This is a genomic window from Alkalihalobacillus sp. NPDC127517 (genome assembly GCF_050276055.1).
Classification (GTDB): domain Bacteria; phylum Bacillota; class Bacilli; order Bacillales; family Bacillaceae_D; genus Alkalicoccobacillus.
Map to the genome: position 1 here is coordinate 198,512 of NZ_JBNNQX010000002.1, position 25,202 is coordinate 223,713.

Annotated in this window: 25 protein-coding genes; 9 read left to right on the forward strand and 16 right to left on the reverse strand. The window is 38.1% G+C overall.

Features of this window, described 5'->3' with window-relative positions; translation table 11 throughout:
- Window positions 1–46: 46 nt before the first annotated feature.
- On the reverse strand, window positions 47–859 hold the full coding sequence (locus ACQKKO_RS02925) for a uroporphyrinogen-III synthase (RefSeq protein WP_498644155.1): 813 nt from the start codon (window positions 857–859) through the stop codon (window positions 47–49).
- A 259-nt stretch (window positions 860–1,118) separates the two neighbouring features.
- Between ACQKKO_RS02925 and ACQKKO_RS02930 the strand changes: the two genes are divergently transcribed.
- Window positions 1,119–1,997 (forward strand): cation diffusion facilitator family transporter, encoded by an 879-nt coding sequence (locus ACQKKO_RS02930; RefSeq protein ID WP_498644157.1) that lies wholly within the window; start codon window positions 1,119–1,121, stop codon window positions 1,995–1,997.
- A gap of 125 nt (window positions 1,998–2,122) precedes the next feature.
- Here the strand turns inward: ACQKKO_RS02930 and ACQKKO_RS02935 are convergent, their stop codons facing one another.
- Window positions 2,123–3,196, reverse strand: coding sequence for a peptidoglycan-binding protein (locus ACQKKO_RS02935; protein WP_498644159.1), 1,074 nt, complete (start codon window positions 3,194–3,196; stop codon window positions 2,123–2,125).
- Window positions 3,197–3,548: 352 nt separating this feature from the next.
- Window positions 3,549–3,923: a gamma-glutamylcyclotransferase family protein gene (locus ACQKKO_RS02940; RefSeq protein WP_498644652.1), complete on the reverse strand. Its 375-nt coding sequence runs from the start codon at window positions 3,921–3,923 to the stop codon at window positions 3,549–3,551.
- Between the two features lie 94 nt (window positions 3,924–4,017).
- On the opposite strand from ACQKKO_RS02940, the gene ACQKKO_RS02945 reads away from it, so the two are divergent.
- Entirely contained in the window at window positions 4,018–4,767 is a 750-nt protein-coding gene (locus ACQKKO_RS02945; protein WP_498644161.1) for a class I SAM-dependent methyltransferase, read from the forward strand.
- 113 nt (window positions 4,768–4,880) lie between these two features.
- The gene (gnd, locus tag ACQKKO_RS02950; RefSeq protein ID WP_498644163.1) at window positions 4,881–6,293 is read left to right on the forward strand and encodes an NADP-dependent phosphogluconate dehydrogenase; all 1,413 of its coding nucleotides are present in this window, start codon (window positions 4,881–4,883) and stop codon (window positions 6,291–6,293) included.
- A 268-nt stretch (window positions 6,294–6,561) separates the two neighbouring features.
- Here gnd and zwf read toward each other — a convergent pair whose 3' ends face one another.
- From zwf to ACQKKO_RS02970, 4 genes are all read right to left on the reverse strand, one after another.
- Window positions 6,562–8,049 (reverse strand): glucose-6-phosphate dehydrogenase, encoded by a 1,488-nt coding sequence (gene zwf / locus ACQKKO_RS02955; protein ID WP_498644165.1) that lies wholly within the window; start codon window positions 8,047–8,049, stop codon window positions 6,562–6,564.
- A 218-nt stretch (window positions 8,050–8,267) separates the two neighbouring features.
- Window positions 8,268–9,128: an ABC transporter permease gene (locus tag ACQKKO_RS02960; RefSeq protein WP_498644167.1), complete on the reverse strand. Its 861-nt coding sequence runs from the start codon at window positions 9,126–9,128 to the stop codon at window positions 8,268–8,270.
- Window positions 9,125–10,057 carry an ABC transporter ATP-binding protein gene (locus ACQKKO_RS02965; protein WP_498644169.1) on the reverse strand — a complete coding sequence of 311 codons (933 nt, stop codon included), beginning with the start codon at window positions 10,055–10,057 and terminating at the stop codon, window positions 9,125–9,127. Before ACQKKO_RS02965 ends, ACQKKO_RS02960 begins: the two co-directional genes overlap by 4 nt.
- Window positions 10,050–12,440, reverse strand: coding sequence for a DUF8725 domain-containing protein (locus ACQKKO_RS02970; protein WP_498644171.1), 2,391 nt, complete (start codon window positions 12,438–12,440; stop codon window positions 10,050–10,052). The genes ACQKKO_RS02965 and ACQKKO_RS02970 overlap by 8 nt, the downstream gene beginning before the upstream one ends.
- A 226-nt stretch (window positions 12,441–12,666) precedes the next feature.
- Between ACQKKO_RS02970 and ACQKKO_RS02975 the strand changes: the two genes are divergently transcribed.
- Entirely contained in the window at window positions 12,667–12,945 is a 279-nt protein-coding gene (locus tag ACQKKO_RS02975; protein ID WP_498644173.1) for a hypothetical protein, read from the forward strand.
- Between the two features lie 80 nt (window positions 12,946–13,025).
- Here the strand turns inward: ACQKKO_RS02975 and ACQKKO_RS02980 are convergent, their stop codons facing one another.
- The 6 genes from ACQKKO_RS02980 to ACQKKO_RS03005 all read right to left on the reverse strand — a co-directional run bounded on the left by ACQKKO_RS02980 (window position 13,026) and on the right by ACQKKO_RS03005 (window position 18,767).
- Entirely contained in the window at window positions 13,026–13,850 is an 825-nt protein-coding gene (locus ACQKKO_RS02980; protein WP_498644175.1) for a methyl-accepting chemotaxis protein, read from the reverse strand.
- Window positions 13,851–13,973: 123 nt separating this feature from the next.
- Complete coding sequence (locus ACQKKO_RS02985) at window positions 13,974–14,798, reverse strand: methyl-accepting chemotaxis protein (protein WP_498644177.1); 825 nt, start codon at window positions 14,796–14,798, stop codon at window positions 13,974–13,976.
- A 127-nt stretch (window positions 14,799–14,925) separates the two neighbouring features.
- Complete coding sequence (gene mgrA, locus ACQKKO_RS02990; RefSeq protein WP_498644179.1) at window positions 14,926–15,918, reverse strand: L-glyceraldehyde 3-phosphate reductase; 993 nt, start codon at window positions 15,916–15,918, stop codon at window positions 14,926–14,928.
- An 81-nt stretch (window positions 15,919–15,999) separates the two neighbouring features.
- Window positions 16,000–16,617 (reverse strand): hypothetical protein, encoded by a 618-nt coding sequence (locus ACQKKO_RS02995; protein ID WP_498644181.1) that lies wholly within the window; start codon window positions 16,615–16,617, stop codon window positions 16,000–16,002.
- 96 nt (window positions 16,618–16,713) lie between these two features.
- Complete coding sequence (locus ACQKKO_RS03000; protein WP_498644183.1) at window positions 16,714–17,895, reverse strand: NupC/NupG family nucleoside CNT transporter; 1,182 nt, start codon at window positions 17,893–17,895, stop codon at window positions 16,714–16,716.
- Between the two features lie 218 nt (window positions 17,896–18,113).
- Window positions 18,114–18,767, reverse strand: a complete 654-nt coding sequence (locus ACQKKO_RS03005; protein WP_498644185.1) for an MOSC domain-containing protein — start codon at window positions 18,765–18,767, stop codon at window positions 18,114–18,116.
- 50 nt (window positions 18,768–18,817) lie between these two features.
- Between ACQKKO_RS03005 and ACQKKO_RS03010 the strand changes: the two genes are divergently transcribed.
- From ACQKKO_RS03010 to ACQKKO_RS03030, 5 genes are all read left to right on the forward strand, one after another.
- A complete protein-coding gene (locus tag ACQKKO_RS03010; RefSeq protein WP_498644187.1) occupies window positions 18,818–18,973 on the forward strand; it encodes a topoisomerase DNA-binding C4 zinc finger domain-containing protein in 156 nt (51 codons plus the stop codon).
- 417 nt (window positions 18,974–19,390) lie between these two features.
- On the forward strand, window positions 19,391–20,602 hold the full coding sequence (locus tag ACQKKO_RS03015) for a glycosyltransferase family 4 protein (RefSeq protein WP_498644189.1): 1,212 nt from the start codon (window positions 19,391–19,393) through the stop codon (window positions 20,600–20,602).
- The gene (locus tag ACQKKO_RS03020) at window positions 20,599–21,618 is read left to right on the forward strand and encodes a glycosyltransferase family 4 protein (protein ID WP_498644191.1); all 1,020 of its coding nucleotides are present in this window, start codon (window positions 20,599–20,601) and stop codon (window positions 21,616–21,618) included. The genes ACQKKO_RS03015 and ACQKKO_RS03020 overlap by 4 nt, the downstream gene beginning before the upstream one ends.
- The gene (locus tag ACQKKO_RS03025; RefSeq protein ID WP_498644193.1) at window positions 21,615–22,649 is read left to right on the forward strand and encodes a lysylphosphatidylglycerol synthase transmembrane domain-containing protein; all 1,035 of its coding nucleotides are present in this window, start codon (window positions 21,615–21,617) and stop codon (window positions 22,647–22,649) included. Before ACQKKO_RS03020 ends, ACQKKO_RS03025 begins: the two co-directional genes overlap by 4 nt.
- Before the next feature lie 80 nt (window positions 22,650–22,729).
- Window positions 22,730–23,458, forward strand: a complete 729-nt coding sequence (locus ACQKKO_RS03030; RefSeq protein ID WP_498644195.1) for a protein-glutamine gamma-glutamyltransferase — start codon at window positions 22,730–22,732, stop codon at window positions 23,456–23,458.
- Window positions 23,459–23,500: 42 nt separating this feature from the next.
- Here the strand turns inward: ACQKKO_RS03030 and ACQKKO_RS03035 are convergent, their stop codons facing one another.
- The 3 genes from ACQKKO_RS03035 to ACQKKO_RS03045 form a co-directional block, all read right to left on the reverse strand.
- Entirely contained in the window at window positions 23,501–23,980 is a 480-nt protein-coding gene (locus tag ACQKKO_RS03035) for a hypothetical protein (RefSeq protein WP_498644196.1), read from the reverse strand.
- A 470-nt stretch (window positions 23,981–24,450) separates the two neighbouring features.
- Complete coding sequence (locus tag ACQKKO_RS03040) at window positions 24,451–24,627, reverse strand: DUF4177 domain-containing protein (RefSeq protein WP_498644198.1); 177 nt, start codon at window positions 24,625–24,627, stop codon at window positions 24,451–24,453.
- 107 nt (window positions 24,628–24,734) lie between these two features.
- Window positions 24,735–25,202: a spore coat protein gene (locus ACQKKO_RS03045; protein WP_343130539.1), complete on the reverse strand. Its 468-nt coding sequence runs from the start codon at window positions 25,200–25,202 to the stop codon at window positions 24,735–24,737.

A 25,202-nucleotide genomic window follows, 5' to 3' on the forward strand; every position in this document is an offset into this window, starting at 1 on the left:
TGTAACGTACCTATTATAACATGACTAAGCAAGTTTTGAATGAGCCTTATCCCTTAGTCTGTTTCATATAATTTCCAAGCTCAACAAACATAGCACCCATACGTTCAATCTCAGGAGAAATTACTCGTTTAACCCCTTGACTATAAAGCTCTTCTGATGTCACTTTCCCAACTGATACCGCAAGCACACCCTCTTCAAACAAGGTTAGAAGCCTTTGTTTTTTATCATACTTGGTAGCAATTGAAAACAACTCCCTTGCTTGAATGGCGGTTGTAAACGCTATGGCATCATATCGTTCGCTTAATAGTTCATCTAATAGAATAAGTACATCTCCCTCGTTAACGGAAATATGCTGATAAGGTAAGATCTCCTTGATCGTTGCCCCTTTTTCTTCAAGAAATGAATGAAGGACAGGTGCATTCATTCCGTGAAGTTGAACCATAACCCTTTTATGCTCTAAAGGAACATCTTCCATCACTTTTATTAGTCCTGCGGTTGTTCCATCCTCATCTCGCAAATCAGGAGTGAAACCATATTTTTTTAGCACTGCATGTGTTTTATATCCTCTAGCTGCAATTGTTGATTGGTTTAGTGCTTCAAAAAGCTCAGTATCAAACTTCCCCTTTTCAGCAAGTCTAAATAAGGTTTCTGTTCCAATCCCAGTTGTGAAAATAAAAGCGTCTGGTTTTTTTAAGATTGTTTCTTTAAATTCTTCTGCAACCTCAAGTTCAGCCAAAAAAACGGTACCTTGAAGAGATCTGACCTCGCTTGTTCCACCTTGTTTTCGAATAATGGTTTGCATTTCTTCTGTTTTTCTAGATGCAGTTAATGCAATATGACAATCTGTGAGACTTTTCATGAAGGTACATCCTTCCTCTTCGTATATAAACATTAATGTTTACGTTTGAATAAACTGAATATATCATGTTTTTGTTTTTTCGTTAAGTTTTTCATTTTAAATTATAAATATGGTACGTGAAATTATTAAGTTGAACAAAGGAAAGATACTTTTCTTTACCCTAGAATACTGACTTGGGCTAATCATCTTGCTATAGACCCACTCGATACCTGCTTGATACGATACAAAGGTGAAACTATTGTTGAAAGAGAGGCTTAAAATGGAACGTTATAGCCAGTTAAAAAAAGGTGAAAAAGGTGCATGGCTGAGTATTATTGTTTATCTTGTTTTATCAGCAGTTAAGCTTATCATTGGTACCCTTTTCTTCTCTGATGCGTTACGTGCAGATGGTTTAAACAACGTCACAGATATTGTGGCATCCATTGCTGTTCTAATTGGGTTACGTATCTCTCAAAAGCCACCTGATGCGAACCACCCTTATGGACATTTTCGCGCTGAAAACATTGCCTCCTTTTTTGCAGCGTTTATTATGGCTGCTATTGGTTTACAAGTGTTGGTTGAGGCGGTACGATCCTTTATGACTGAACAGTCACCACCTGATCCTATCGCAGGTTGGGTTGGAGCTGCATGTGCTCTTATTATGTTTGGCGTTTATCACTACAATAAGAAGCTTGCAAAAGAAGTGAATAGTCAAGCGCTATATGCCATTGCCGCTGATAATCGCTCGGATGCACTCGTAAGCGTCGGCGCCACCATTAGTATACTTGCCTCTCAATGGAACGTGGCATGGCTTGATACAGCCACAGCGCTTATTATTGGGTTATTAATCTGTTATACTGCTTTTGATATTTTTCAAAAAGCTACCCTTTCATTAACTGATGGGTTTAATGAGCAGGATTTAAATACGTATCGAGAAACCATCGAGGTCATTCGTCACGTAGAGGCTCTAAAGCAAGTAAAAGCGAGACAGGTAGGTTCCACCATCTATGCTGATGTTGTGATTGAAGTCCATCCGAATCTGAATGTGCATGAAAGCCACGACATTGCGGATCAGGTTGAGGAGATCATGAGGGAGAAACATCATATTTTGTATACTCATGTTCATGTAGAGCCTTCCAATCAACCTAAAGAAGAATGAGACCATGATGGTCCATTCTTCTTTAGGTTTTAAAAGATTCTGAAAAAAAAGTTTATGTTACATCTTAGCGGGTACATAAATAAATACATAAATAAGACGAGGTCAGAGACCCCGCCTTATTTCCATTAATCTAGAATGGTAACGTTAATTGTTTTCCGACCAAATGCTACAGCATCTCCGTGCGATTGCATGTAAAGGTCCACTTTGTTGCCATTGATAGCTCCGCCCGTATCACCAGCAATCGCTTCTCCGTATCCTTCAACGTATACACGAGAACCGAGTGGAATAACACTTGGATCTACAGCAATGACTTTTTGATTCGGATTAGCATTTAAGTCTATACCAGTAGCTGTTACCCCACTGCACCCAGCACAGTTTGCTGTATAAGCAGTTGCTTCAACTTGAATGGTTTGACCAGTTGCTTCACTTGATTGATTACTAGTTTGTGTTTCTTCTACAGATTCCTCTGCTTGAGATGATTCTTCTTGTGCAGGTTGTTCTGTAGCAGGTTCTTCTTCAGCTTGTGCAGGAGCCTCTTCTGTGGCTGGCTCTGATTCTTGTACAGGCTCAGCTTGCTCTGCAACTTCTTCTTGTTGTTGTGGCTGTTCCGTCTCAGTAGTGGTTTCCTGAGCTTCTGGTTCAGCGGTTACTTCTTCTGCTTTTGTTTCTGTTTTTTGCTCAATGACTTTTTCTGATGCTGTATAATAAAGCTCTTTAAATGTTTTTGGTCCAGCAATTCCATCTACTGAAAGATTATGCTGTGATTGGAATGACTTTACGGCTTCTTTTGTATTCGGTCCAAAGATTCCGTCCTTCCCGCCATTTAGAAAACCAAGCTCATTTAACTGGCCTTGTAATTCTTCAACGATCTCTCCAGTATAACCCTCTGTTAATACATGAAGGGCTCCAACTGTCTGAGCTCCAGCTACTCCGTCTGATTCTAACTGATATTTTTCTTGAAATGCTTTAACAGCATTTTGAGTTTCAATTGTGAACGTGCCATTTATTTCATCAGCGAAGAATCCTTTTTCGGATAACAACTCTTGTAGTTGCTCAACGTTCTTTCCTTCATCTCCCTTATTGAGAGTATCAAAATTGCTCGCTTCAGAGATACTCGGTGAAGCAAACAAAACAAATCCAGCTGTCGCGACTGGTAACGTTACATAACGAAGTGTTTTAAATGGAATTTTAGCATTCATCGTGCCAACCTCCTTTGATTTCAACCACTGCCACATACAGTACCAGTGCGCTAGAAATCTATCAATCCTTTAGTGACCTAATTAAACGAATTGAAATCTTAATGTAACAAAAGTCAAAGGAAGGTCATTTTCATTCCAGTATTTAGTGTATTGACAAGTCCATAATTTGAGATTTGCACATAATTACAGAGATTTAAACCGCATTTGGTTCGACCTAGTAAAAATGAACCTATAATCCATGCAAAAATGAGCTAAAAATAATGATTTCAACAGATTTCGCCCTATTTTAAACGCTTTACTATGTCATACATGTAACCATGCTGTTATATAAGCAAGATTCGACAGGTGCATTTCATACTCTTTCTCTCCATCGACCCGATTCAATTAATGATAAATGTGCAGTTTTTATCGCCGGGAATACGTACACTAGAGCTTGACTCACGCCAACCTTACGATACACACTTAACAGCGCTCGATTATAATCGTTCTTTAGTTCGTCTCCTATGTATCCTTCTAGCGCATCAATTTTAAGTAGGATTTCATCTGTTACTTCATATAACTCTCCCCAAACAGTATGGCTTGTCTCATCTACGCACACAGCAGGGTATCCTAAACTCGTGTCATACAGTTCCCCATAAATAAAGCAGCTTGCGTCAATACATGCCGCTCCAACTAGCAAATGACTATTTGATTCATGTTTTAAAAGGGTTCCGTATACAAAAAGCATTGGCACTTGTCATCATCCTTCGATTATTCTGTTTTTATTTAAAGTATCAGATTTTCTGAATATTGCATAGGCTGTATAAAAAAAGAGGTGTAAGATGCATTATACGTATATGGATCTTTTGGCTGAATATGGAATTGGAAGTGCTCATCCTGGAGGGTTTCGCTTAACAAAGAGCCTTATAAATCAGCTTCGCATTACCCCTACTCATCATATATTAGATGCGGGTTGTGGCACTGGACAAACCTCATCATACCTTTATTCTACCTTTAACTGTCATGTAAGTGCAGTAGATAATCATCCTTTAATGGTTGAGAAAGCCCGTAATCGGTTTAATATGGAGGATCAGGAAGTTACATTAAAGGAAGCATCTGTTGAAAAATTACCATTTTTAAATGAACATTTTGATTATATCCTTTCTGAATCGGTCACTGCCTTTACAAACATCCCCATAACGTTGTCTGAATTTAGTCGAGTGTTACGCCCTGGGGGACGACTTATCCTAAATGAAATGGTTCAACATCACCCAACTACAGAATCTGAACGTTTATCATTTAAGGAGCTTTATCAAACAAATGAATTACTAAAGCCTGATGAGTGGCGAGAACAGTTAACTACTTGTGGGTTCTCACAAATCGAATTATGGAAAGTCGAACCGATCTCAACTTTCGTTCAACAAAAGACTGATAATGAAAATGACTTCTTCCCTTCTGATGTTTTAGACTCCTCATTACAGAAAATCTGGGAACAGCATCAGATCGTTACTCAACTTCTCGCATCTAAGTTAGCCTTTTTACTTGTTATAGCAGTTAAACCTCAATCATTGGACCAAGACAGGCAAATGTAATGCCTGCCTTGGATGTATCCTTCCGATTATAATCTTGATTATTTGAGCGCTCCCAAGGGTTGTGGTATATTCTTAAAGATAGATATTTTGCTGTAGAAAGGAAGACTTGATTCATGGAAAAACAAAACATTGGTATTATTGGTGTAGGCGTAATGGGTAAAAGCCTAGCACTTAATTTTGAAAGCCACGGGTATTCCGTTTCAATGTACGATGTTTCAACTGAACGTGTAAAACGCATCGTAGAACTCGAGAAAAAAGAACGTCTTGTTGGTACATATAGCCTTCAAGAATTTGTTTCTTCATTAGAAAGCCCAAGAAAGATCTTATTAATGGTACAAGCTGGTGCCGTTACTGATTCTGTCATTAATGAATTAGTTCCATACCTGGAACCGAATGATATTGTAATGGATGGTGGGAATACATACTATACAGACACCATTCGCCGAAATGAGATGCTAGCAAAATCAGGTATTCACTTTATCGGAACTGGCGTTTCAGGCGGTGAAGAAGGAGCATTAAAAGGTCCTTCCATTATGCCTGGTGGCCAAAAAGAAGCATTTGAACTTGTTCGTCCGATGTTTGAAAAGATTGCAGCAAAAGTGAACGGCGAGCCATGTACCACATATATTGGACCAGATGGCGCTGGTCACTACGTAAAAATGGTTCACAACGGAATTGAATACGGCGATATGCAACTGATATGTGAAGCATACTGGTTAATGAGAGAGCATTTAGGCATGTCTTCTGAAGAGCTACATCAAACATTCAAGGAATGGAATGATGGTGAGCTAAATAGTTATCTCATTGAAATCACAGCTGATATCTTTACAAAGGTTGATGAGAAAACTGGTAAGCCTCTTGTAGATGTTATTTTAGATACGGCTGCACAAAAGGGTACTGGAAAATGGACAAGTCAAAACTCACTTGATCTAGGAGTTCCACTTCCGATTATTACAGAGTCCGTATTTGCTCGTTTTGTGTCTGCGATGAAGGACGAACGTAAAAAGGCAAGTACTATTCTACCAAAAGCTGAGGGTAACCCTGCTGAAGCAACACGTGAAGAATGGATTGAGTCCATTCGCCAAGCGTTATATTTCAGTAAAGTTATCTCATATGCTCAAGGGTTCTCACAGCTACGCATTGCATCTGAAGAATTCAATTGGGATCTCCAATATGGCCAAATCGCAAGTATCTTCCGTGGTGGTTGTATCATCCGTGCCGGTTTCCTACAAAACATCATGGATGCATATGAAAAAGAACCTAAACTGAACAATTTGCTTTTAGACTCTTATTTCGTAGAGATCGCTAAGAACTATCAGCAATCATTACGTGACATTGTATCACTAGCCGCTCAGACTGGTTTACCTACTCCAGGATTCGCAAGTGCCCTGTCATACTACGATAGCTATCGTTCTGAAACATTGCCTGCTAACCTTCTACAAGCTCAACGTGATTACTTTGGTGCTCATACGTACAAACGTATAGATGAAGATGGCGTGTTCCACACAAATTGGTTAGAGTCTTAAGCACAAGATTCACACCTAAAAATAAAAGGTAAATGATTCGTCACTGAATCATTTACCTTTTTTATTTTCATTTTAATAATAGCAAAACACGAACGAATAAAGCACATGATCCGCTACAGTGTCTTCCACACGCCCTGTTCCGTAGGAGTCGCGGTTTCTCCCTCCGCTCGTTCAAATAATAATATAAATGGCGGATGATTCTGTAATCGAATCATCCGCCATTTTCTAGTTGATTTTTAGTTATGTCTCAAGCTCTTTCCAAAAGATGTTACATTTCCTCGATTGGCCACCATTTGAATCCGTCAGCCTCAAGTAGTTCGTCCGCTTCTTTTGGTCCCATGGATCCAGATGGATAGGATGGAAGCTTGGTTTGATCTTCATCCCACGCTTCACTTATTGCATCAATATACGCCCATGAAAGATTCACTTCATCCCAATGTGCGAAGTTTGTGGCATCACCGATCATGCAATCATAAAGTAGTCGTTCATAAGCTTCAGGAGTGTTAATCCCATCAATACCATTGTTCGAATAGTTTAGATTAACTGGGCTTGTATCACCTGTTGTACCGATCTTCTTGCCATTCAACATTAAGCTCATTCCCTCATCGGGTTGAATGTGAATAACAAGTAAGTTCGCTCCGTTGTTCTCAACTTTATCGTGATACAAATTATGTGGCTGTGGCTTAAATTCAATCACAATTTTTGTTGATTTAGCAGCCATCCGTTTTCCTGTTCGAATAAAAAATGGTACTCCGGCCCAGCGATAATTATCAATTAACAACTTACCGGCTACATATGTTTCAGTTTGAGATTCTGGCGATACATTTTTTTCTTTTAAGTACCCTTGAACAGACTCCCCTTTATATGATCCTTGACCATACTGTGCTCGAACAAATGATTCAATGACTTTCTGGTTTCGTATCGGTCTTAATGCTCGTAACACTTTAATTTTCTCACTGCGAATTTCTTCCGTGCTAAGTCGCAGAGGTGGTTCCATCGCAAGAAGAGTAACCATTTGCATTAAATGATTTTGTACCATGTCTCTTAAAGCACCTGAATTCTCATAGTACCCACCGCGATCTTCAACACCAAGCTGTTCACTTGATGTCACTTGGATGTTTGCAATGTGCTGATTGTTCCAAAGTGGTTCAAACACAGCATTTGCAAAACGAATCACCTGAATATTTTGAACCATCTCTTTACCTAAGTAATGGTCAATCCGATAAATTTCATCTTCATGGAAAGCTTCACGGATCTCACTGTTTAATTTCTCTGCTGAAGGAAGATCATGACCAAATGGCTTTTCAATGACAAGCCTTGTCCATCCTTTTGTATCCGTTACACCTTCTGATTTTAAATACTGAGCAATCGTTCCAAAGAATTCTGGGGCCATCGCCATATAGAAAATACGGTTGCCGCCAATTTGATATCGCTCATCCAGTGTTTCAAGCATGTTTTTCAGATCTGTATATGATTCCTGGCTCGTTACATTAAATGGCTTGTAATAAAATTGATTACAAAACTCATCTAAGTTCGTATGATCGCCCTTAATTTCTGATTGGATGGACTCTCTTACTTGATTTCTGAGTGTCTCATCTGACCATTCTCTTCTCCCTATCCCAACAACGGCAAATTGCTCGCTAATGCTTCCTTGTTGAAATAAACGAAAAAGTGAAGGAAATAGCTTTCTTTTAGCCAGATCTCCTGTTGCTCCAAAAATGACAATAATTGATTTAGGCTGCTCACTGTTTTGCATAAGATACCTCTTTTCTGACTAAAATAGTTCATTCTTTACTTTTAGTTATGTAAGGAAGTAATTTTACTACCAAACTTCAATTAGTATACAGCAAAATCGTATTTTTAGAAATTTCTCTGCTTACTAATTTTAAAAAAAGTAAATCAGCTTGGCAAGATGGCGACAAGCTGATCAATGAAAACGTCATCTTATATAGTTGTAACTCTAATTTACCTAAACTATTCGTTTTGTGGTGTTGAACCTGTCTTTTTCATTCGAGGTCTCAACCTACGGATGGCAGTAACTAATAAAAGTGAAATAAGCAATACATAAAAGCTTGCAAAAAACCACCACGGACTGATGTTCCAATCCGCGTACTCTTGAAGCATGATGATTGGAGATTGATCAAACAATCCGTAGAGCATAATCGGAATATTAATGGATGCTAAGATGAATGGCCATGGAAAGCTCGCCCCGTCTATTGTATAGGCATCTCCAAAGATACTCATCATTAATGTAATGATCGCAAACCCGCCTGTTAGAAAAAAAGCAAGCCCATATGACGAAACCATCGAAACAATGGTTTTCTGAAAAAAGGTCGATGTCCAAATGCCAATGGCTGCGATCGTTATCATCGTAAGAATAAATAATCCAATGGAAGAAAGTAATAGTGACGGAGAAACGCCTCCATAAAGAAATACCATTGTGTATAAAGGCAAAGACGCAATTAGGTATAACATTAAATAAGCAAGCGATGCGATCATTTTACTTATAATAATGACAGACGATGATTGAGCCGTTGTAAGTAAAATAGGTAATGTTTGACGTTCCCTTTCAGAACTAATGACACCTGCTGTTAATCCTGGTGTCACAAAAATAAATAAAGCGAGTTGAAACAAACAAAGGACTAGAAAGATTCCCCTACTTTCCGCAGGCTGGAAGGCATGATTTGTATCAAAGCTCATATACGCACCCATATATCCAAGCACTAGTAAACCAAGCACTGTTAAGTAGATAGCAATGCCTAGATAGCTTTTAAATGAACGGAACCTTAGTTTTATTTCTTTCGTTAGAACAGGATTGTTTATCCACTTATTCATCGGTTGTCCACTCCTTTTGTGATATCCATAAAGATATCCTCTAAATCCGTGTCAACCTGGTTGAAGCTCAACAATGGCAATTGCGCTTCAATTGCTCGCCTTAGCAGGTCCTTCTGATCAAAATCAGAGCCCTTATATTCAAACTCAATTTCGCCTTCCTTTAAGGGTTGAATGCTGATTACATCCTCTTCCCTTTCTAAAAAGGCTATGACCTCCTGCTGGGACCCAAACGTCCGAATGTGAATGACTTTTTGTTGCTGTAGCTTATCATGAATATCACTCACAGTCCCATTTGCGACCAACGTTCCTTGGTCTACGACTCCTATCTGATCACACATCTCTGCAAGCTCCGGCAAAATATGAGAAGAGATAATAATGGTTTTATTCATAGACTTTAAGCTCCGTAGAATGTCACGCATTTCAACTCGAGCCCTAGGGTCTAGGCCCGATGCCGGCTCATCTAAAATAAGTACTTCAGGATTATGAATAAGACATCTTGCTAAACAAAGCCTCTGTTTCATCCCTCTAGAGAGCACATCAACATAATCATTTTCTTTATGGGATAATTGAACAAGCTCTAGTAATTCTGGAATCAGCTTTTTACGTTCGTTAATAGACAGTCCGTAACTCGCACCATAAAAATCTAAATACTCAGACGTTCGTAACTGATCATATACACCAAAGAAATCCGGCATATACCCAATTTTCCGTCTAACGTCTGTCGGATTCTGAATAACGTCTATTCCATCAATAAGCGCCGTACCTGATGTTGGAACCATTAACGTAGCCAAAATTTGAAAGGTTGTTGATTTCCCTGCTCCGTTCTGTCCAACCAACCCATAAACCGTCCCTTTTTTTACATGAATCGAAAGTTCATTAAGTGCCGTATACGAACCATAACGTTTTGTGAGATAGATGGTTTCAATCATTCTTAAATTCACCTTTCAAGTTAATCTGAGGAATATTTAGAGTATCTCTGGAGTCATTTTTATTCATTCTTATTTGAATGTCTCCCCAATCATCGATATAGTCTGAAGGGTCATCAAATGTCACTCCACCCGTAATCTCCTCATATGATTCATCCTTCACATTATATAGTTGAAAAATAGTTTCCGCTTCACTTAAAACAGTAAGGCTCATTTCGTTAAAAATAAAGGAATCCTCTAATAAATCAGTAGGAACTGTAAACATTAGCTCATATTGTCCGTTTTCAGCAAAAATGGTTCGTTCACCTAAAGATACTTCCTCTTCAAAGTATATATCACCAGTAAAACTGTATCCTGAAGGCATCAAATCTTTATTATCTAATGAAAGCTGACCTTGTTGTTCAGATTGAACATCTACAGGCTGAACAATTAAGTTGTTGACTTGAAGAATTCCTTCGCTTCCATTTAATAACGGATGTAGAATCGAGTCTTTTGACAAACCAGCAATAGCTGGCAACCCTTTTGAATATACCTCTTCAGAGAAGGAAGCCTCAAACAGACCGTTTTCAACAAGCTCTGGTAATGTTGAATCTTCTTCAAATTCATAGCGATAACTAGTACTCATAGGTGTAAATAACGTCTTGCCTGCTAATGTAAACGAAACTTGATTCGATTCTCCTTTTGCAAGAGGGCCAAGTGTAACTTTCTCTGTCCCTGCCATGAAGTAAACAGCTTCGTAATCAAAATTTGTCCGATTTGTAATCGTTCCTTCAACCTCATTATTTTTGAACGTTAAATCTGTTTCAAAATTCCCAGCCTCTACATTTGAAATTGCTCCAACGGCATTAGAGATGGACCAGAATTCTCGGTCTCGAAAAGTAAGTAATTGCTCTTTATCTAGATGGACCACACTCGAATTTGTTTTCCTGTCAAAAGAATTAAAGTATATGCTATCAATCAATGGGACTGGTGCAAAATCTTGGTCTTTAAATGATAATAGATAGGTCCCTTTTTTATTATTTAAAAACGATACACTACCAACACCATATCCAGCGCCATTACGGTCTAACCGCATAACTACATTTTCATTTAATTGGTGATCCTTAATTCGGTCCTTTCCACCCACAATAAATATAGCAAAGCAAAGAAAAAGTGAAATAGCCGGAAGAATCCACCAAGCATGCTCACGCTTGTCTGCTCTCCTTAAAATAAAATAAATCAATGGACACAAAATCAGAACGTATCCAGCAAATATCATGACTAGATTTCGGATTGGAATAAAGGAAGAAGGAAATAAATTCGAGATACTCGTAAAGGAGTTCCCATAATTTTCATATTCTGATGCTCCATAGAAGGTTGAACCGTTTTTAACAAATGGGTTAAACCATTGACTCCATGCTTTTTCTGCCCCGTCCCAATCCTCGAGATCATTTACTGTTGGGCTAACTAACAATTGAGCCATTTCACCTTTCCCGCTTTTAGTACTGATTAAAACGGGATCCTCGTCTTCGGTTTGCACATGAATAATGGCAGCTTCACGAGGACTGCCTGTATATAATTGAACTGTATCCTCGGTGTAATCTATATTCGTTAGTTTCTTTAGGAAACTTGCGTTTGCAGCTATTTCCTCTTCTAACCCTTGCATAGGGAGCTCAGTGGCAAATACTGACTGCGCGATTCCCTGAACATCTCCTGTTAATAATAAGGTTCCTCCTTCATTCACCCATGAAGCAATGACCCTTTGTTGCGTTTCACTTAAAAGATTCAAATCATAATCGGATATAAGTAAAACAGATAACATATTTAATCCTGTCCCTAACTCAGGAATTTTTTCTGCTTTAACCTCCACTACCTCAAATCGATTATCTGCTATAAGCTTCATCGACTTTAACGATTCGAACCGTTCTATAGAAGGAGAAAGAACTCCAATCACTAAGTCATCGTTATTCATTCCAGTAGCTGTTAAAAGCGTTTTCCCTTCAAACAGTAGTTCCTCTCCATCGTCCCAGCCGCCCTCGTAAAATCGAATCGTCTTAACCGTAGTACCATTCCCAAATCCAGACATAGCCGTGTAATCGAAACTAGGAATGCTTACAGTGAAGGAAACTTCTGATTGAGCAGGTACATCAACAGACTTTATAAAGTCTGTCGGTTCTGTTGAATAAGAAGGATTAATGCTGAAGGCCAAATCTCCCGATATATCTCGATCACTTACGTTGTTTATCGTGACAACAACGGGGAATCCAGTATAAGGGTTTGCTTTATTTTCAAAGCCGATATCCATCTGAATGGATAAGTCTCTTTCATTCTCTGCTTTCACAGTGACCGGAAACATGATTAGTGCAAGCATCACTATGATGATACAAATTAGACTTTTTTTGCTCATAAAAATTCCCGCTTTCCGCTCAATATCTTTCTTTAAACTTCTTTTAAGATAGCATAATTACGTTTGTTTCTTTCTCAAGTTTTTCTAAATTTTTTTAAGTAAGTGTCATAATTCGTCGAAACACCTACAGCCTTTTGTATATAACTGTCGGAAGAAATATAGAGGAAATAGAAGGAATTAATAGAATATTTGTTAATGAGAATAATTGATCGCGGGGGACTAGAGAATGAGATCGATCATAAGAAAAAAAGAAATCATAAAAAACCATGTTTACACCAATAGCGAATTAGGTAGAGCGACAACTCTACATGAGTTTTCTATAGAGCATTCATTGGAACGCGAGGAACTTTACCAGATATTAGACTTACTGGTTGACGATGCAGTTATCCAATGGACAAGTGAGGAACAAGTTGTATCATTTCCTTTACCTGAATGGTATAAGGAGCAATTACAGCAAATAAGGAACTGTCATTTATCGGCTTTAGAGCAACGACAACTCTATTAATATGTAGCATTATAAACAACCGACAAACGTATCACATATGTGAGGTTTGCCGGTTGTTTGATTATGTAATTAGGATGACATTATTCGTTACTTAAGGTTTGAACAAATTTCTCGAATCGTTTATTTTGTTCATTAAGAAGTTCAATGTTTTCCATAAACGTAGCAACTAATTGTGCCTGATCAGATGAAGCACTCGAAATTTCACTAATTTCTTCTTGCATTCGCTTTACTGAGTTTTGAACATTTGATACGTTCTCATCAATCTGATTCGCCGCTTTCTTTGTCTCGTCAGAAAGCTTACGAACTTCTGTCGCTACAACGCCAAATCCAGCACCCGCTTGTCCAACTCGTGCAGCCTCAATTGCTGCATTTAAGCCAATTAAGTTTGTTTGTCTTGAGATATCGCCAATAAAGTTCGTAATCTCAGCTACACTTCCTGACTCATCGACTGTCTTTATTGCATTTTTTAGTAATTGATCTGAGGTTGCTGAAAGCTGTTCAGAATGCGCAGCCACTTGTTGAATTCCGCTCAGTAAATTATCCGAAATCGATGAAGTCTGAGTCATTAATTCAGTTAATTTCTTTTTGTTTTTATGGCTAAAATTCGCTGTTAGAACCGCAACAATCTGTCCTGCCTCATCTTTTACTGGAACGAATACCACATCGAATGCTACTCCAAATAATTCTTCTGGAATTGCTCCGTATGTTACCTCGTTATTCTTAATATCTTTAAAATTTGTATGAGGTTCGACTAAAGGGTCCCCTGGCTTTTGCCCAATTTTTAGCGATTCACTGTCAGACCAATATAATACTTTCTCATGATCATATACAGATAACGCGACGTCCCCTTTAAATAATTGTTTTATAAATGGCATACTTGCCACTAATCCTTCAACGATTGACATCTTATTTACCCCTTTCTCGAAATACTTCTTTTGTATCGGCTATTTCATCTATTTAGTTAACAGCATCTTACAAATATAAAAGAAGCCTTCCTAATGAATTCTCACTAAGAAGGCCTTTTTTTCTTATATATTGTTTAAAGAGTGTACGTATTGCTTAAATTGCTGATTTTGCTCATTAAGCAACTCTATATTTTTCATAAAGTCTGTCACTAATTGAGCTTGATCATTTGATGCGTCAGTTATATCACTAATTTCCTGTTGCATTTGTTTGATGGAACCTTGAATCTTGGACAATGTTTCATCAATTTGATTAGCTGCTTTTTTTGTCTCATCTGAAAGTTTGCGAACTTCTGTTGCAACGACTCCAAATCCAGCACCTGCTTGCCCCACGCGAGCGGCTTCAATCGCTGCATTTAAGCCAATGAGATTCGTTTGCCTTGAAATATCCCCAATGAAATTCGTAACCTCAGACACTGCGTTAGATTCATCAACCGTTTTGACAGCATTTTTTAATAATTGATCCGAGGTTGCCGATAATTGCTGTGAATGGGCAGCAACCTGCTGAATCCCACTAAGAAGTTGATCAGAGATCTCTGAGGTTTCACCCATTAATTGTTCAATATGATCCAATTCCTTGCGACTACTATTCATACTTAAAACGGCCACGATGCGATTATCATCATCTAAAAAAGGAATATACGTAATATCATAGACGTGTCCGTAAACTTCTTTAGGAATCTCGCTATACGTTACACCTTTATTTTCAATGCAACTAAAATTTTCAAACCCTTGAACGAGCGGGTCCCCTGCTTTCGCTTGAATATCAAGGGTAGAACTACCGCTAAAATACAAAATCTTTTCTTCATCAAAAAGGCTCAAAGCTACTTCTCCTTTGAACGCTTTTTTCAAAAATGACATATTTCTTGTTAATCCTTCAACAAAATCCATTCCATACTTCCTCTCTATCTATCAGCGTATGAAGAATATATCGGAAGAGAGGTAGTCATCGTGTAGGTAAGAGTCAACAAAAAGTGCTGTAAACCCATGTAAAACTATGTTTAGAGCACAAAAGGAATTATTGAAGAACTGAATCAATTGCTTTTAATTCTTCAGTTGAGAATGATACGTTTTGAAGTGCTTGAACATTTTCTTTAATTTGACTTACTTTGCTTGCCCCGATTAAAGCGGAAGTAACATGACCTTCTCTGAGCACCCAGGCTAAAGACATTTGCGCAAGCGTTTGTCCTCGTTCATGTGCAATCTCATTTAAACGGTTTAAGCGTTTTACCAGATCTTGATTGATCTGTTCTTCACTTAAAAAATGACTCGCTCCCCCTGCTCGTGAATCAAGAGGTACAGAACCGTCTAAGTATTTGTTCGTTAAGAGCCCTTGAGCTAATGGACAGAATGCAATGGATCCGACCCCATTTTCATTAAGCACCTCAATTAAGTCATCTTCTATTCCGCGATTTAACATCGAATAATTTGGTTGGTGGATAAGTAAGGGTGTGCCTAAATCAGCTAGTATACGAGCTGCTTCTTTTGTTTGGGCAGGACTATAGCTTGAGATCCCAACGTAGAGTGCTTTCCCCTGACGAACAATCTGATGCAAGGCACCCATCGTTTCTTCTAGTGGTGTGTCTGGATCTGGTCGATGTGAATAGAAAATATCAACATAATCCAATTTCATTCGTTGTAAACTTTGGTCTAAGCTTGCAACCAGATTCTTTTTAGAACCCCACTCACCATATGGTCCTGGCCACATGTAATAGCCGGCTTTTGAGGAAATAATTAATTCATCCCGGTATGGTGCAAAGTCCGTTTGAAGGATTCGTCCAAACATTTCTTCCGCCGAACCTGCGGGAGGACCATAATTGTTTGCTAAGTCAAAGTGAGTAATGCCTTGATCAAATGCGCTTCTTAACATCGCACGCCCATTCTCATATGAGTCAACCCCACCAAAATTATGCCAAAGTCCGAGTGATAAAGCAGGTAGCTTAAGGCCAGATCTTCCAGTTCGGCGGTAAGGCATTTCAGAATATCGTTTTTCAGATGCAACATAACTCAAAGTACCATCCCCTTAGTAAGCGTTATCATTATGTTATAGAGTATCACATCGAGACAATAGTGTCTTGTGTGAGCTCATAGTTTATAAATCTCGTTTTTTGTCATCATCTTGAATTTGAATGTTGAATTGATTTGAATATCCACTCATGTCTACTTCATCAGAAGCTTTGCGATTAATTTCAATCTTGTGAGTGGCCCTAGGATTTAATTGAATTGGTTCCCAATCGTCTAACAGAAACACTTCATTCCACTCATAATCAAAATCATAGATATTTAAAAGAAATTCTACGTCATCTGATGAATGGTTTTTTAGTTCCACCACACACATTGTATCTCTTCCATCATACGTGCAAGAGGATTCCTCATCATTATAAGTGACAGCATCAACCCCAGTGGCAAAGGTATATTGATAAAGTTCGACCACTCTCATTGGCAACCAACCAATAATGATGACCATCAAGACGGTGAGAACGGCACGATGATAAGTGAGCGAGCGAACAAAAAGAACAATTGAAATGATATAGAGGATTAAAGAAATCCACTCTAGCCATTGTACACCTGTATGGCCGCTAAGATTAAAAACAAACACATCATTTGATCCAGATCCAATAAATCGAATATTCGGATAAGGAAGCCGGTATATCATCAGCCCGATAAAAATAAGTATAGAACTAAAAAGAAACCATTTATTACGAATCATACGCCACCCGCCATTGGATTTTTTTATCAATCATAGCACAATACGGTATGAAAATTTAAAAAAGCTACAAAACATTTAATGTTTTGCAGCTTTTAATTAATAGATTAACCCAACAACAGTTGCAGTTAAAAAGCTTACTAATGTGGCACCAAACAATAATTTTAAGCCAAATCGGGCAACCATGTTCCCCTTTTCTTCATTTAATCCTTTTACCGCACCAGATATAATTCCGATGGATGAAAAGTTTGCAAAAGAAACAAGAAATACAGAAACAATGGCTTCTGATCTGTCACTTAATGAACCAGCACCTTCAGATAGGATTTGCATGGCGACAAATTCATTTGAGACTAACTTTGTTGCCATAATACTACCCGAATACACCGCTTCATTCCATGGCACACCCATTAGGAATGCAAATGGAGCAAAGATATAACCAAGTAAGTCTTGGAATGAAATACCGAGGACTGCATTAAATATTCCATTAATCATCGCAATTAATGCGACAAAACCAAGAAGCATGGCAGCAACCACAACGGCTACTTTAAACCCATCCATTATGTATTCACCAAGCATTTCAAAAAAGGACTGTCTTTCCTCATCTTCTACAACGATCAAATCCTCTTCCTCTGATACTTGATAAGGATTAATAATGGATGCAATAATAAAGCCACCAAATAAATTTAAGACGATCGCCGTTACAACATAAGCCGGATTAATTAATGTCATATATGCTCCAACAATTGACATTGATACGGTAGACATTGCGGACGCACACAGCGTATACATCCGGTGTTTTGGTAACAAATGAAGCTGTTTTTTTAAGGAGATAAACACCTCAGACTGCCCTAATATAGCTGAGGCCACCGCATTGTATGATTCTAACTTTCCCATCCCATTTATTTTACTTAACGCAAATCCAATGTACTTTACTATAAACGGTAGTATTCTCCAATGCTGCAGGATACCGATTAATGCTGAGATGAATACAATTGGCAATAAAACATTCATGAAGAATGGAGACTCTCCTGGATTCATCAAACCACCAAACACAAATTGAATTCCTTCAGCTGCATAGTTCAGCAACTGTTCAAATCCGTTAGCTATCCCACTAATTATAAACTGTCCAACACTCGTAACGAGTAGTATATATCCTAAAATAAATTGTAAGACAATCATAATAATGATTGGACGTAATTTCACCTGCTTTTTATTACTACTTGCAAGCCAGGCAATGACTAAAAAGAGGAGTAACCCTAGTCCTCCAATAACATATTTCAAGATGATCCTTCCTTTCCTTTCAAACATAACCGGTTCTAAGTACTAAGTACGCTTGAACCTTTTGTTAGTATGACATAATCAGTCCCCCTACATACAAGAGAAAACCTTCACTTGATAAAATGTTGAAAAACTAAAACTGTTTACACTCTTTGCCCTTATTTGAATTTAGCCAAACAAAAAAGCAAACACTGAAATTAGTTCAATGTTTGCATTAAAGATCAACTATTAAATTTTGCTGCCAGTCGTTCAAAGTGGCTTCTCCACTTCTCAGCTAAAACCTCTTGTTGTAAGAGTAACTCCATTTGATTCAGATCTTTTATTTGTTGAAAAAACAAACGATTTGCTTGAAGTACAGAAATCCTGTGTTTTCCTCTTTCCTTAAGCTGAATCGACGAGTCTGGTCTGATCATACCCTCTTTTACAACTTTGGCGAAGTAACCTGTATAACCGGTTTCAATCATCTGTTTAAACAGCCCTTTAAGCCCTGTACTACGATCAATGGTGTTACATGGGACGCGCCCCTGTGTAATCGTTACGACCGCCTCACCAATTTGATAGATGTCCCCAATACATACCTCCTCTTCAAGCATGCCTTTAACGGTTAAATTCTCACCAAAGGCTGCTTTATCAAGAGAATTATCGTATGTGTTATTCCAGTATTCATAGCGCTCATCCGCATAAAAACAAACCGCACGCTCTACTCCACCATGATGCTTTAAGTCAGCAACTCCGTCTCCGTCAAATCCATCTACTTTAAGTAACACTTCTTCTGTTGATTGTTTTTTTATAGCTGTACTCATTTCCTGGTTACCTGCGTATTGCATAACCTTTGGCTTTCCAACTGCTACATTTAATAACTGATAATTCCCCATGAAAACTCCTTTAACGCTTTTTCTTTCATCTTATCAGATGATTTTAATGATTGGCACACTTTTTCGAATTTGATAGACAAATCCATTCCCCATATCTATGTAAACGTTGTGGCGCTCCCCTAATCAAAAGAACAGGGAAACGGGGTCCATTTTATGGCTGTACGACGTTCCCAGCATGTAAACATACCGAAGCTCTTCCTTCTTAACTATAAAAAGGTGCTTAATGACTAAAATAGAGGGACGAATGGTACAGGATCATTCGTCTTTTTAACTCCAATTGCGTTTACATAATATTATTATATCAACCTACGCAACCACTTCCAATAAGTGGTTGCGTTTTATTTTGTGTCGGTGTACTATACAATTAATACACAGCATCACCGATAACAAATAATTTCTTTACATAATTTCTTGATTAAAACTTTAGAAAAGCTTGAGAAATAACAACCATTTTTTATGCTATCTTATTAATCATGGTTTGATTTTACGCATACATATCTTACATGCTTGTAAGATTTCTGAAAGAATAATGGATTTAAGCTTCTATTTAATTATCGTATTCTATAAATACTCATTTCTACATTACATCTAATTAACTGTTCTTAAAAAGGGGGTTATTAACCATGAGAATTGCATTGTTTACCGATACGTACCATCCACAAATTAATGGTGTCGCTACCTCAATTATGGTTCTTGAAAAATATCTTCAACAAAGAGGTCACGATGTGTACGTTTTTACTTCTTCAGATTCCCATGCTGACCTACTTGAAGAAAATGGGAAGGTTTTTCGTTTCCCTAGCTTAGGAGCTTTGTTTGTACCAGAACGTCGCTTAGCTGTTGCGGGGTTATCAAGAGCCTCTCACTTAATCGAGAAATTAGAAATTGACCTTATTCATACGCATACTGAATTTTCTATGGGTGTAATGGGAAAAATGCTAGCAAAGAAATATCATCTTCCTTGTATCCATACGTATCATACGATGTATAAAGATTACTTACACTACATTGCAAAAGGAAAGTTAATCCCCCCTTCCCTAGTAGGAATCTTATCGCGTCTTTATTGTAAAAAAACATATGCTGTTATTGCTCCTACAGAAAAGGTTAAAAAACAGTTAGAGCAGTACAATATTCGCGGATCAATCCGCACCATCCCAACTGGCATTGATTTTGGAACCTTTAAGCGTGACTTTAAACGAGCTGAAATCATCCACCTTTTAAAAGAAAAGCTACAGCTTCAATCAACTGATACGGTTTTATTAAGTGTAGGTAGAATCGCTCAAGAAAAAAATATGCGAGCATTAATAGAATCACTTCCAGCCCTTCTTCTAAAGCAGCCTTCAATAAAGCTTGTAATGGTGGGTGATGGGCCTGAAAAGAAAGAACTCATGCAATTGACGAAAAAATTAGGATTAACTGAGTATGTAAGGTTTACAGGGGCCATTCCTTGGTCTGATATTCCAGCGTACTATCAAATGGCAGACTTATTCTTAAGTGCGTCTACTTCTGAAACTCAAGGGTTAACCTATATTGAAGCAATGGCTTCGGGATTGCCAGTCGTAGCAAAAAAAGATCCAAGTATTGAGGAGCTTCTGATTGACCAAAAAACGGGCTTTCTTTTTCAAGAGGATCATGAATTAGCTGAAACACTCATTCACATTCTAAACCAACCAGAACAATTTCGTTCCATTAAGCAACAGGCTAAACGGCATATTGAGCGCTTATCTGCTGAGCATTTTGCTAATCAGATTGAACAAGTTTATGAAGAAGCTGTTTATTCCTACGCAACATCGCATCACTCATTTCGAACACTTAACAAGAAAGAGAGACTCTCATGATTCGATTAACGATGTATTCATCAGCTGAAAAAGTAAAAGGGCAAGGCGTTGCTTCAGCTTATCGCGAACTAATAAATTTATTGTCAAACCAAACAGACTTGTATGATATGAAGCTAAATACGTATCGTCATGCAGATATTTCTCATTACCATACAGTGGATCTGCCCTTTTACTTATCAACGTTTTCAAAGAAACGCGGAATAAAAGTTGGCTATGTACACTTCATTCCTGAAACGGTTGATGATAGTCTTCAGCTGCCTAAGTGGTTTAGACGTTTTTTCTATTCGTACCTCATTTCTTTTTACAAACGAATGGACAAACTTGTTGTTGTGAATCCCGCATTTATTTCGAAGCTAGAAGCATACGGAATTTCAAAAGAAAAAATTGAGTACATCCCAAATTTTGTATCAAGCCAAACGTTTTATCCTATGGCTACGGTTGACAGAAACCAATTAAAAGATCAACATGTTCCCTCTAAAGCATTCACAGTACTTGGAGCAGGACAAATTCAACAGCGCAAAGGTGTAATTGATTTTATAGAAGTGGCTAAGAAGCTTCCTGATGTTCAATTCATCTGGGTTGGGGGATTTTCATTTGGAAAAATAACGTCTGGATATAAAGAGCTTAAGTTGATCGTAGACAATCCACCAACAAACGTTTTGTTTACTGGAATCGTTGATCGTAACCAAATGAACATGTATTTTAACCTAGCCGATGTGATGTTCCTCCCATCGTTTCACGAGCTTTTTCCAATGACTATTTTAGAAGGGATGAGCTGCGAACGACCTATATTACTTAGAGATTTAGAATTATATGAAGACATCCTGTTTGACTACTATCTTAAAGCAACGTCTATTGAAGGATTTGTAGAGGAGATCATTCAATTAAAGAATAATCCAGATTATTATGAAGCGGCAAGGCTATCTGCGGCTAAGGGAGCGTATCACTACTCTGAAGAGCGATTAACGAATATTTGGCAAGACTTTTACCATGGTCTTGAGGGTATAACAAAATGAAGTCGGTCCGAAGTCACCTACTAAATATATCCTTACTAATGCTCATTACTGGTGGGGTTCTTTTTTTTATCTTCCGTAAGCTAAGCTGGTATGACGTGAAAGACGAACTCGCAACCATACAGCTGGGCTGGTTTTTCGCTGGGGCTGGTGCCATCATATTAAGCTGGTTCTTTGAAGCCGTTGTTCTACATAACATGACCAATACAGACAAAACGAAAGTGCGATTCGGTTCTACATTTAAAATCACAATGGTTGGTTTGTTATTTAATAATATTACCCCCTCCTCTACTGGTGGGCAGCCCGCACAATTGTTCATGTTATTTAAACGTGGGGTAGAGGTTAGTAAAGCAAGCTCTGTGCTGCTTATTAAATTTATCTTATTTCAGACGATTTTAGTATTTCTCTTTCTTGGATTACTTGTGTTTGGTTATCAAGACCTAACCGCCAGTGTCCCAAACATGAAGTACTTTATCTTGATTGGTTTTATCGTTAATTTGAGTGTCATTACCTGTTTGCTTCTGATCTGCTTTAGTAAAAAATCGGTACTGTTTCTCATACGGTTCATTATATATCCAATCTCTTTGTTTAAAAAAGCACTAGCTGAAAAATGGCGACTGTCTTTAAATGAAAAAGTACTTACATTCCACGATGAGAGCAGAAGACTTATCCATGAGAAGGCGCTCCTCAGTCAATGTTCACTGTACACCATCTTACAGCTGTTGTTCTTTTTGATTGTTCCTTACTTTGTTTTTCTAAGTTTAGGATATAGTGAGTTAAGTTTCTTTAGTGCAATTGCATTTCATGCGTTCATTATGATGTTTGCCTCAGTCATTCCTACTCCAGGGGGAAGTGGTGCAGGGGAATACAGCTTTACACTGCTGTTTGGTACGATCATCGGACAAACTGATTTACTTGTTGGCCTTTTACTCTGGAGAGTTCTCACAGCCTACAGCCCTGTCATCATAGGTGCATTAAGTTTCGTCATACGCTCAAACAAACCGTCAAAAGAACCAACCGAAGGAGTGTCCTAATTGGATGCTTCTTTTTTTGGTCTAGTCGTTAATCCAGATTCATACAGATAGATGGAACCCTCGCAGGAAAGGAGGCTTGTATGATTACGATTGCCGGAAAATTGACAACAGATGCCCAGTTAAATACAATGCCACTGTCTTCAAAACGTCGAGCGGTGCTAAGTAGCATCGCTACAAACCAAACGATGTATTCCTTTCAATCAATGGAGGAGTTACTTTTTGAGGTAAAAGTCAGAGCGAATACAACGCAAGCATCTTATGACTTAGCTACAAGTGGAGTCGGGTTTGCTGACTTTGATCATTCAACCTGTAACCAGGCACTTTGGACGCTTACAAGAGAGGGCGGATTTCTTCTCAAGCCATCTATTACTCCTCAAAGGGGGATAGACGATATCTTTAATAATGGTCGCTTGTATTCTTTTGAATGTGCTGTGGCAATCATTATTATCTTCTATAAAGCTACCTTGGATTCAATCGGCGCCACTGCATTTAATCAGTTGTTTAGAGGGCTTTACTTATATTCGTGGAGATATGACGAGGATCTTCATTTAATAAGTCATTCAGGCTCTGAATTTTTACCAGGGGATTGTGTGTATTTTAATAATCCTGACTTTAATCCAGCTACCCCCGAATGGCGGGGAGAAAATACGATTGTGATGGATTACGACTTGTATTTTGGTCATGGAATTGGGATTTCGCCAGGTGCGGATATCATTAAATCGCTTAATGAAGAACGATTCCCAGGAGCTAGGCAATCTGCATACCTTGAGAACCGAATTACCCATCCTGAATATAGATACCTAGGCTAAAGGAGTTGGGGACATCATACATGTCTCCAACTCCTTGTTGAGTTACTGAATCAAATAAAGCTCCATTCGTTCAACGATATCGTTTGTAAGATAAAATGAAAGTTCAACTTGCGAATCACAATAAATGATTTGTTGCACGTAAGGCTCTTCTTCCTTCTCTTCATACACCTCACCATATTGGCTAATTACGTCTTCAAGCGGAGCCCCAAGTGATATCCCTTTACTTGTCTTCACCTCAGGATTTAATGAAGTCATATGAACAACTTGATTAGAAGAATCAAAGGAAAGTAACATCTGTTCATATTCAAATGTGTGAGCGAACTCAGAGCCTATATCGTTAACGATGATAAGCTTAGATGGCTCAAACTCCGTAATTGGCGTATCTAAACGAATGTCATTAAGCGATTCATTCGAAAGATCTAACATCCCTTCCTTTGATTCAGCTTGAAAGTAAAGTTGTAACGAAAATAGCCCAAGTAAACCTATTAAGCATGCAATACATGCTATCCATCTTCTTTTCAAACCATTCACTCCATCTATTTGTCCTACCATTAGAATGAACCATGATTCTAAAGAAACTCTAAACTCCGTATCAATATTTTGTGAAGATGTGATGTTATTTTTGAAAAATCACTATTAGTGAGAATGTCTTAACTGATGTGGTTTAGGGTAAAGTAGGAATACAATGATGATTAGGAGGAGGAATAGATGTTTTTTATTAGTTTTATTGTAAGCGTGATTGTCTCAACGACTATGTTTCTTGTTCAAAGAAAGTGGAGCATGTTTCGCTCAATTTTTGATATTATAGCCCTCCTCTGCCTACTTGTATTCAGCAGTATAGCAGCTAGCGCCATTTATGAGGTTCTAATAAACCAGACGGTATTTATGACAAACATCCATGCTCTTTTTTTAAATGGCTTTTTCCTTGTTTCGGGGGCATACATCTTGCTGTACAGCATATATAAGTTGATCCGTATAATTATTCGTCCTGCTTAACGCTCTTCTCGAGTGAATACAGCTAAGTTCGCATCTGTTCCTCCCATTGCAGATTGAGGCGCAAAGCTATGTAATTGCCAGCCCTCGCTTGCTAACTCATTTAATGTATCTTCAATTATAGACGCTTGTCTTTTAATAACAGCAGGTGAAAATAACACCGTTTTATACTCCACAGTTATCACTCCTAATTAATAATAGAGCCACTGTAACATATAGAGATGAATGAGTGAACCCAAAATAAGTAGAGGAGCAATCCGCTCCCCTACCTAGTAACTCATCCTTATAGAATGTCTAGTCTTACAAGTAAAGCAAGAAGGATTTGTAGAAGAAGTTGAATGTTGATAGCAATTTGTGTATCAACAGTTGTTACTTCTACGTTTTTAGAATTTTCAACGACTGTTTTTTGGTAGCTTAGTTGCTTGATTTTAGAGCTTTGAAGGAGTTCTTGTGTGATCTTCTCTGCTTTTTCACTATCTGCAATCGAAATGCTGATGACTAAAGCGATAGCTGTTTGAAGTGATGCTTGAAGAGAAAGAGCGGCTTTTGTATCAGTAGAGTTTACGGTTACATCACAAGAATCCTTAATAAGGATGTACTCTTCAGATAATTGAAGGGTTTTATTCTCTTGTGTTGCGCCTTGAGTTTCTTTTCCTCCACGGTCCATTGGATGACATGCATCTGGATCTAGTGCAGACCATCTTCTTTCAGAACCCTCTTTTCTTTCTTCTACTTCGTGTTTGTCACTCAT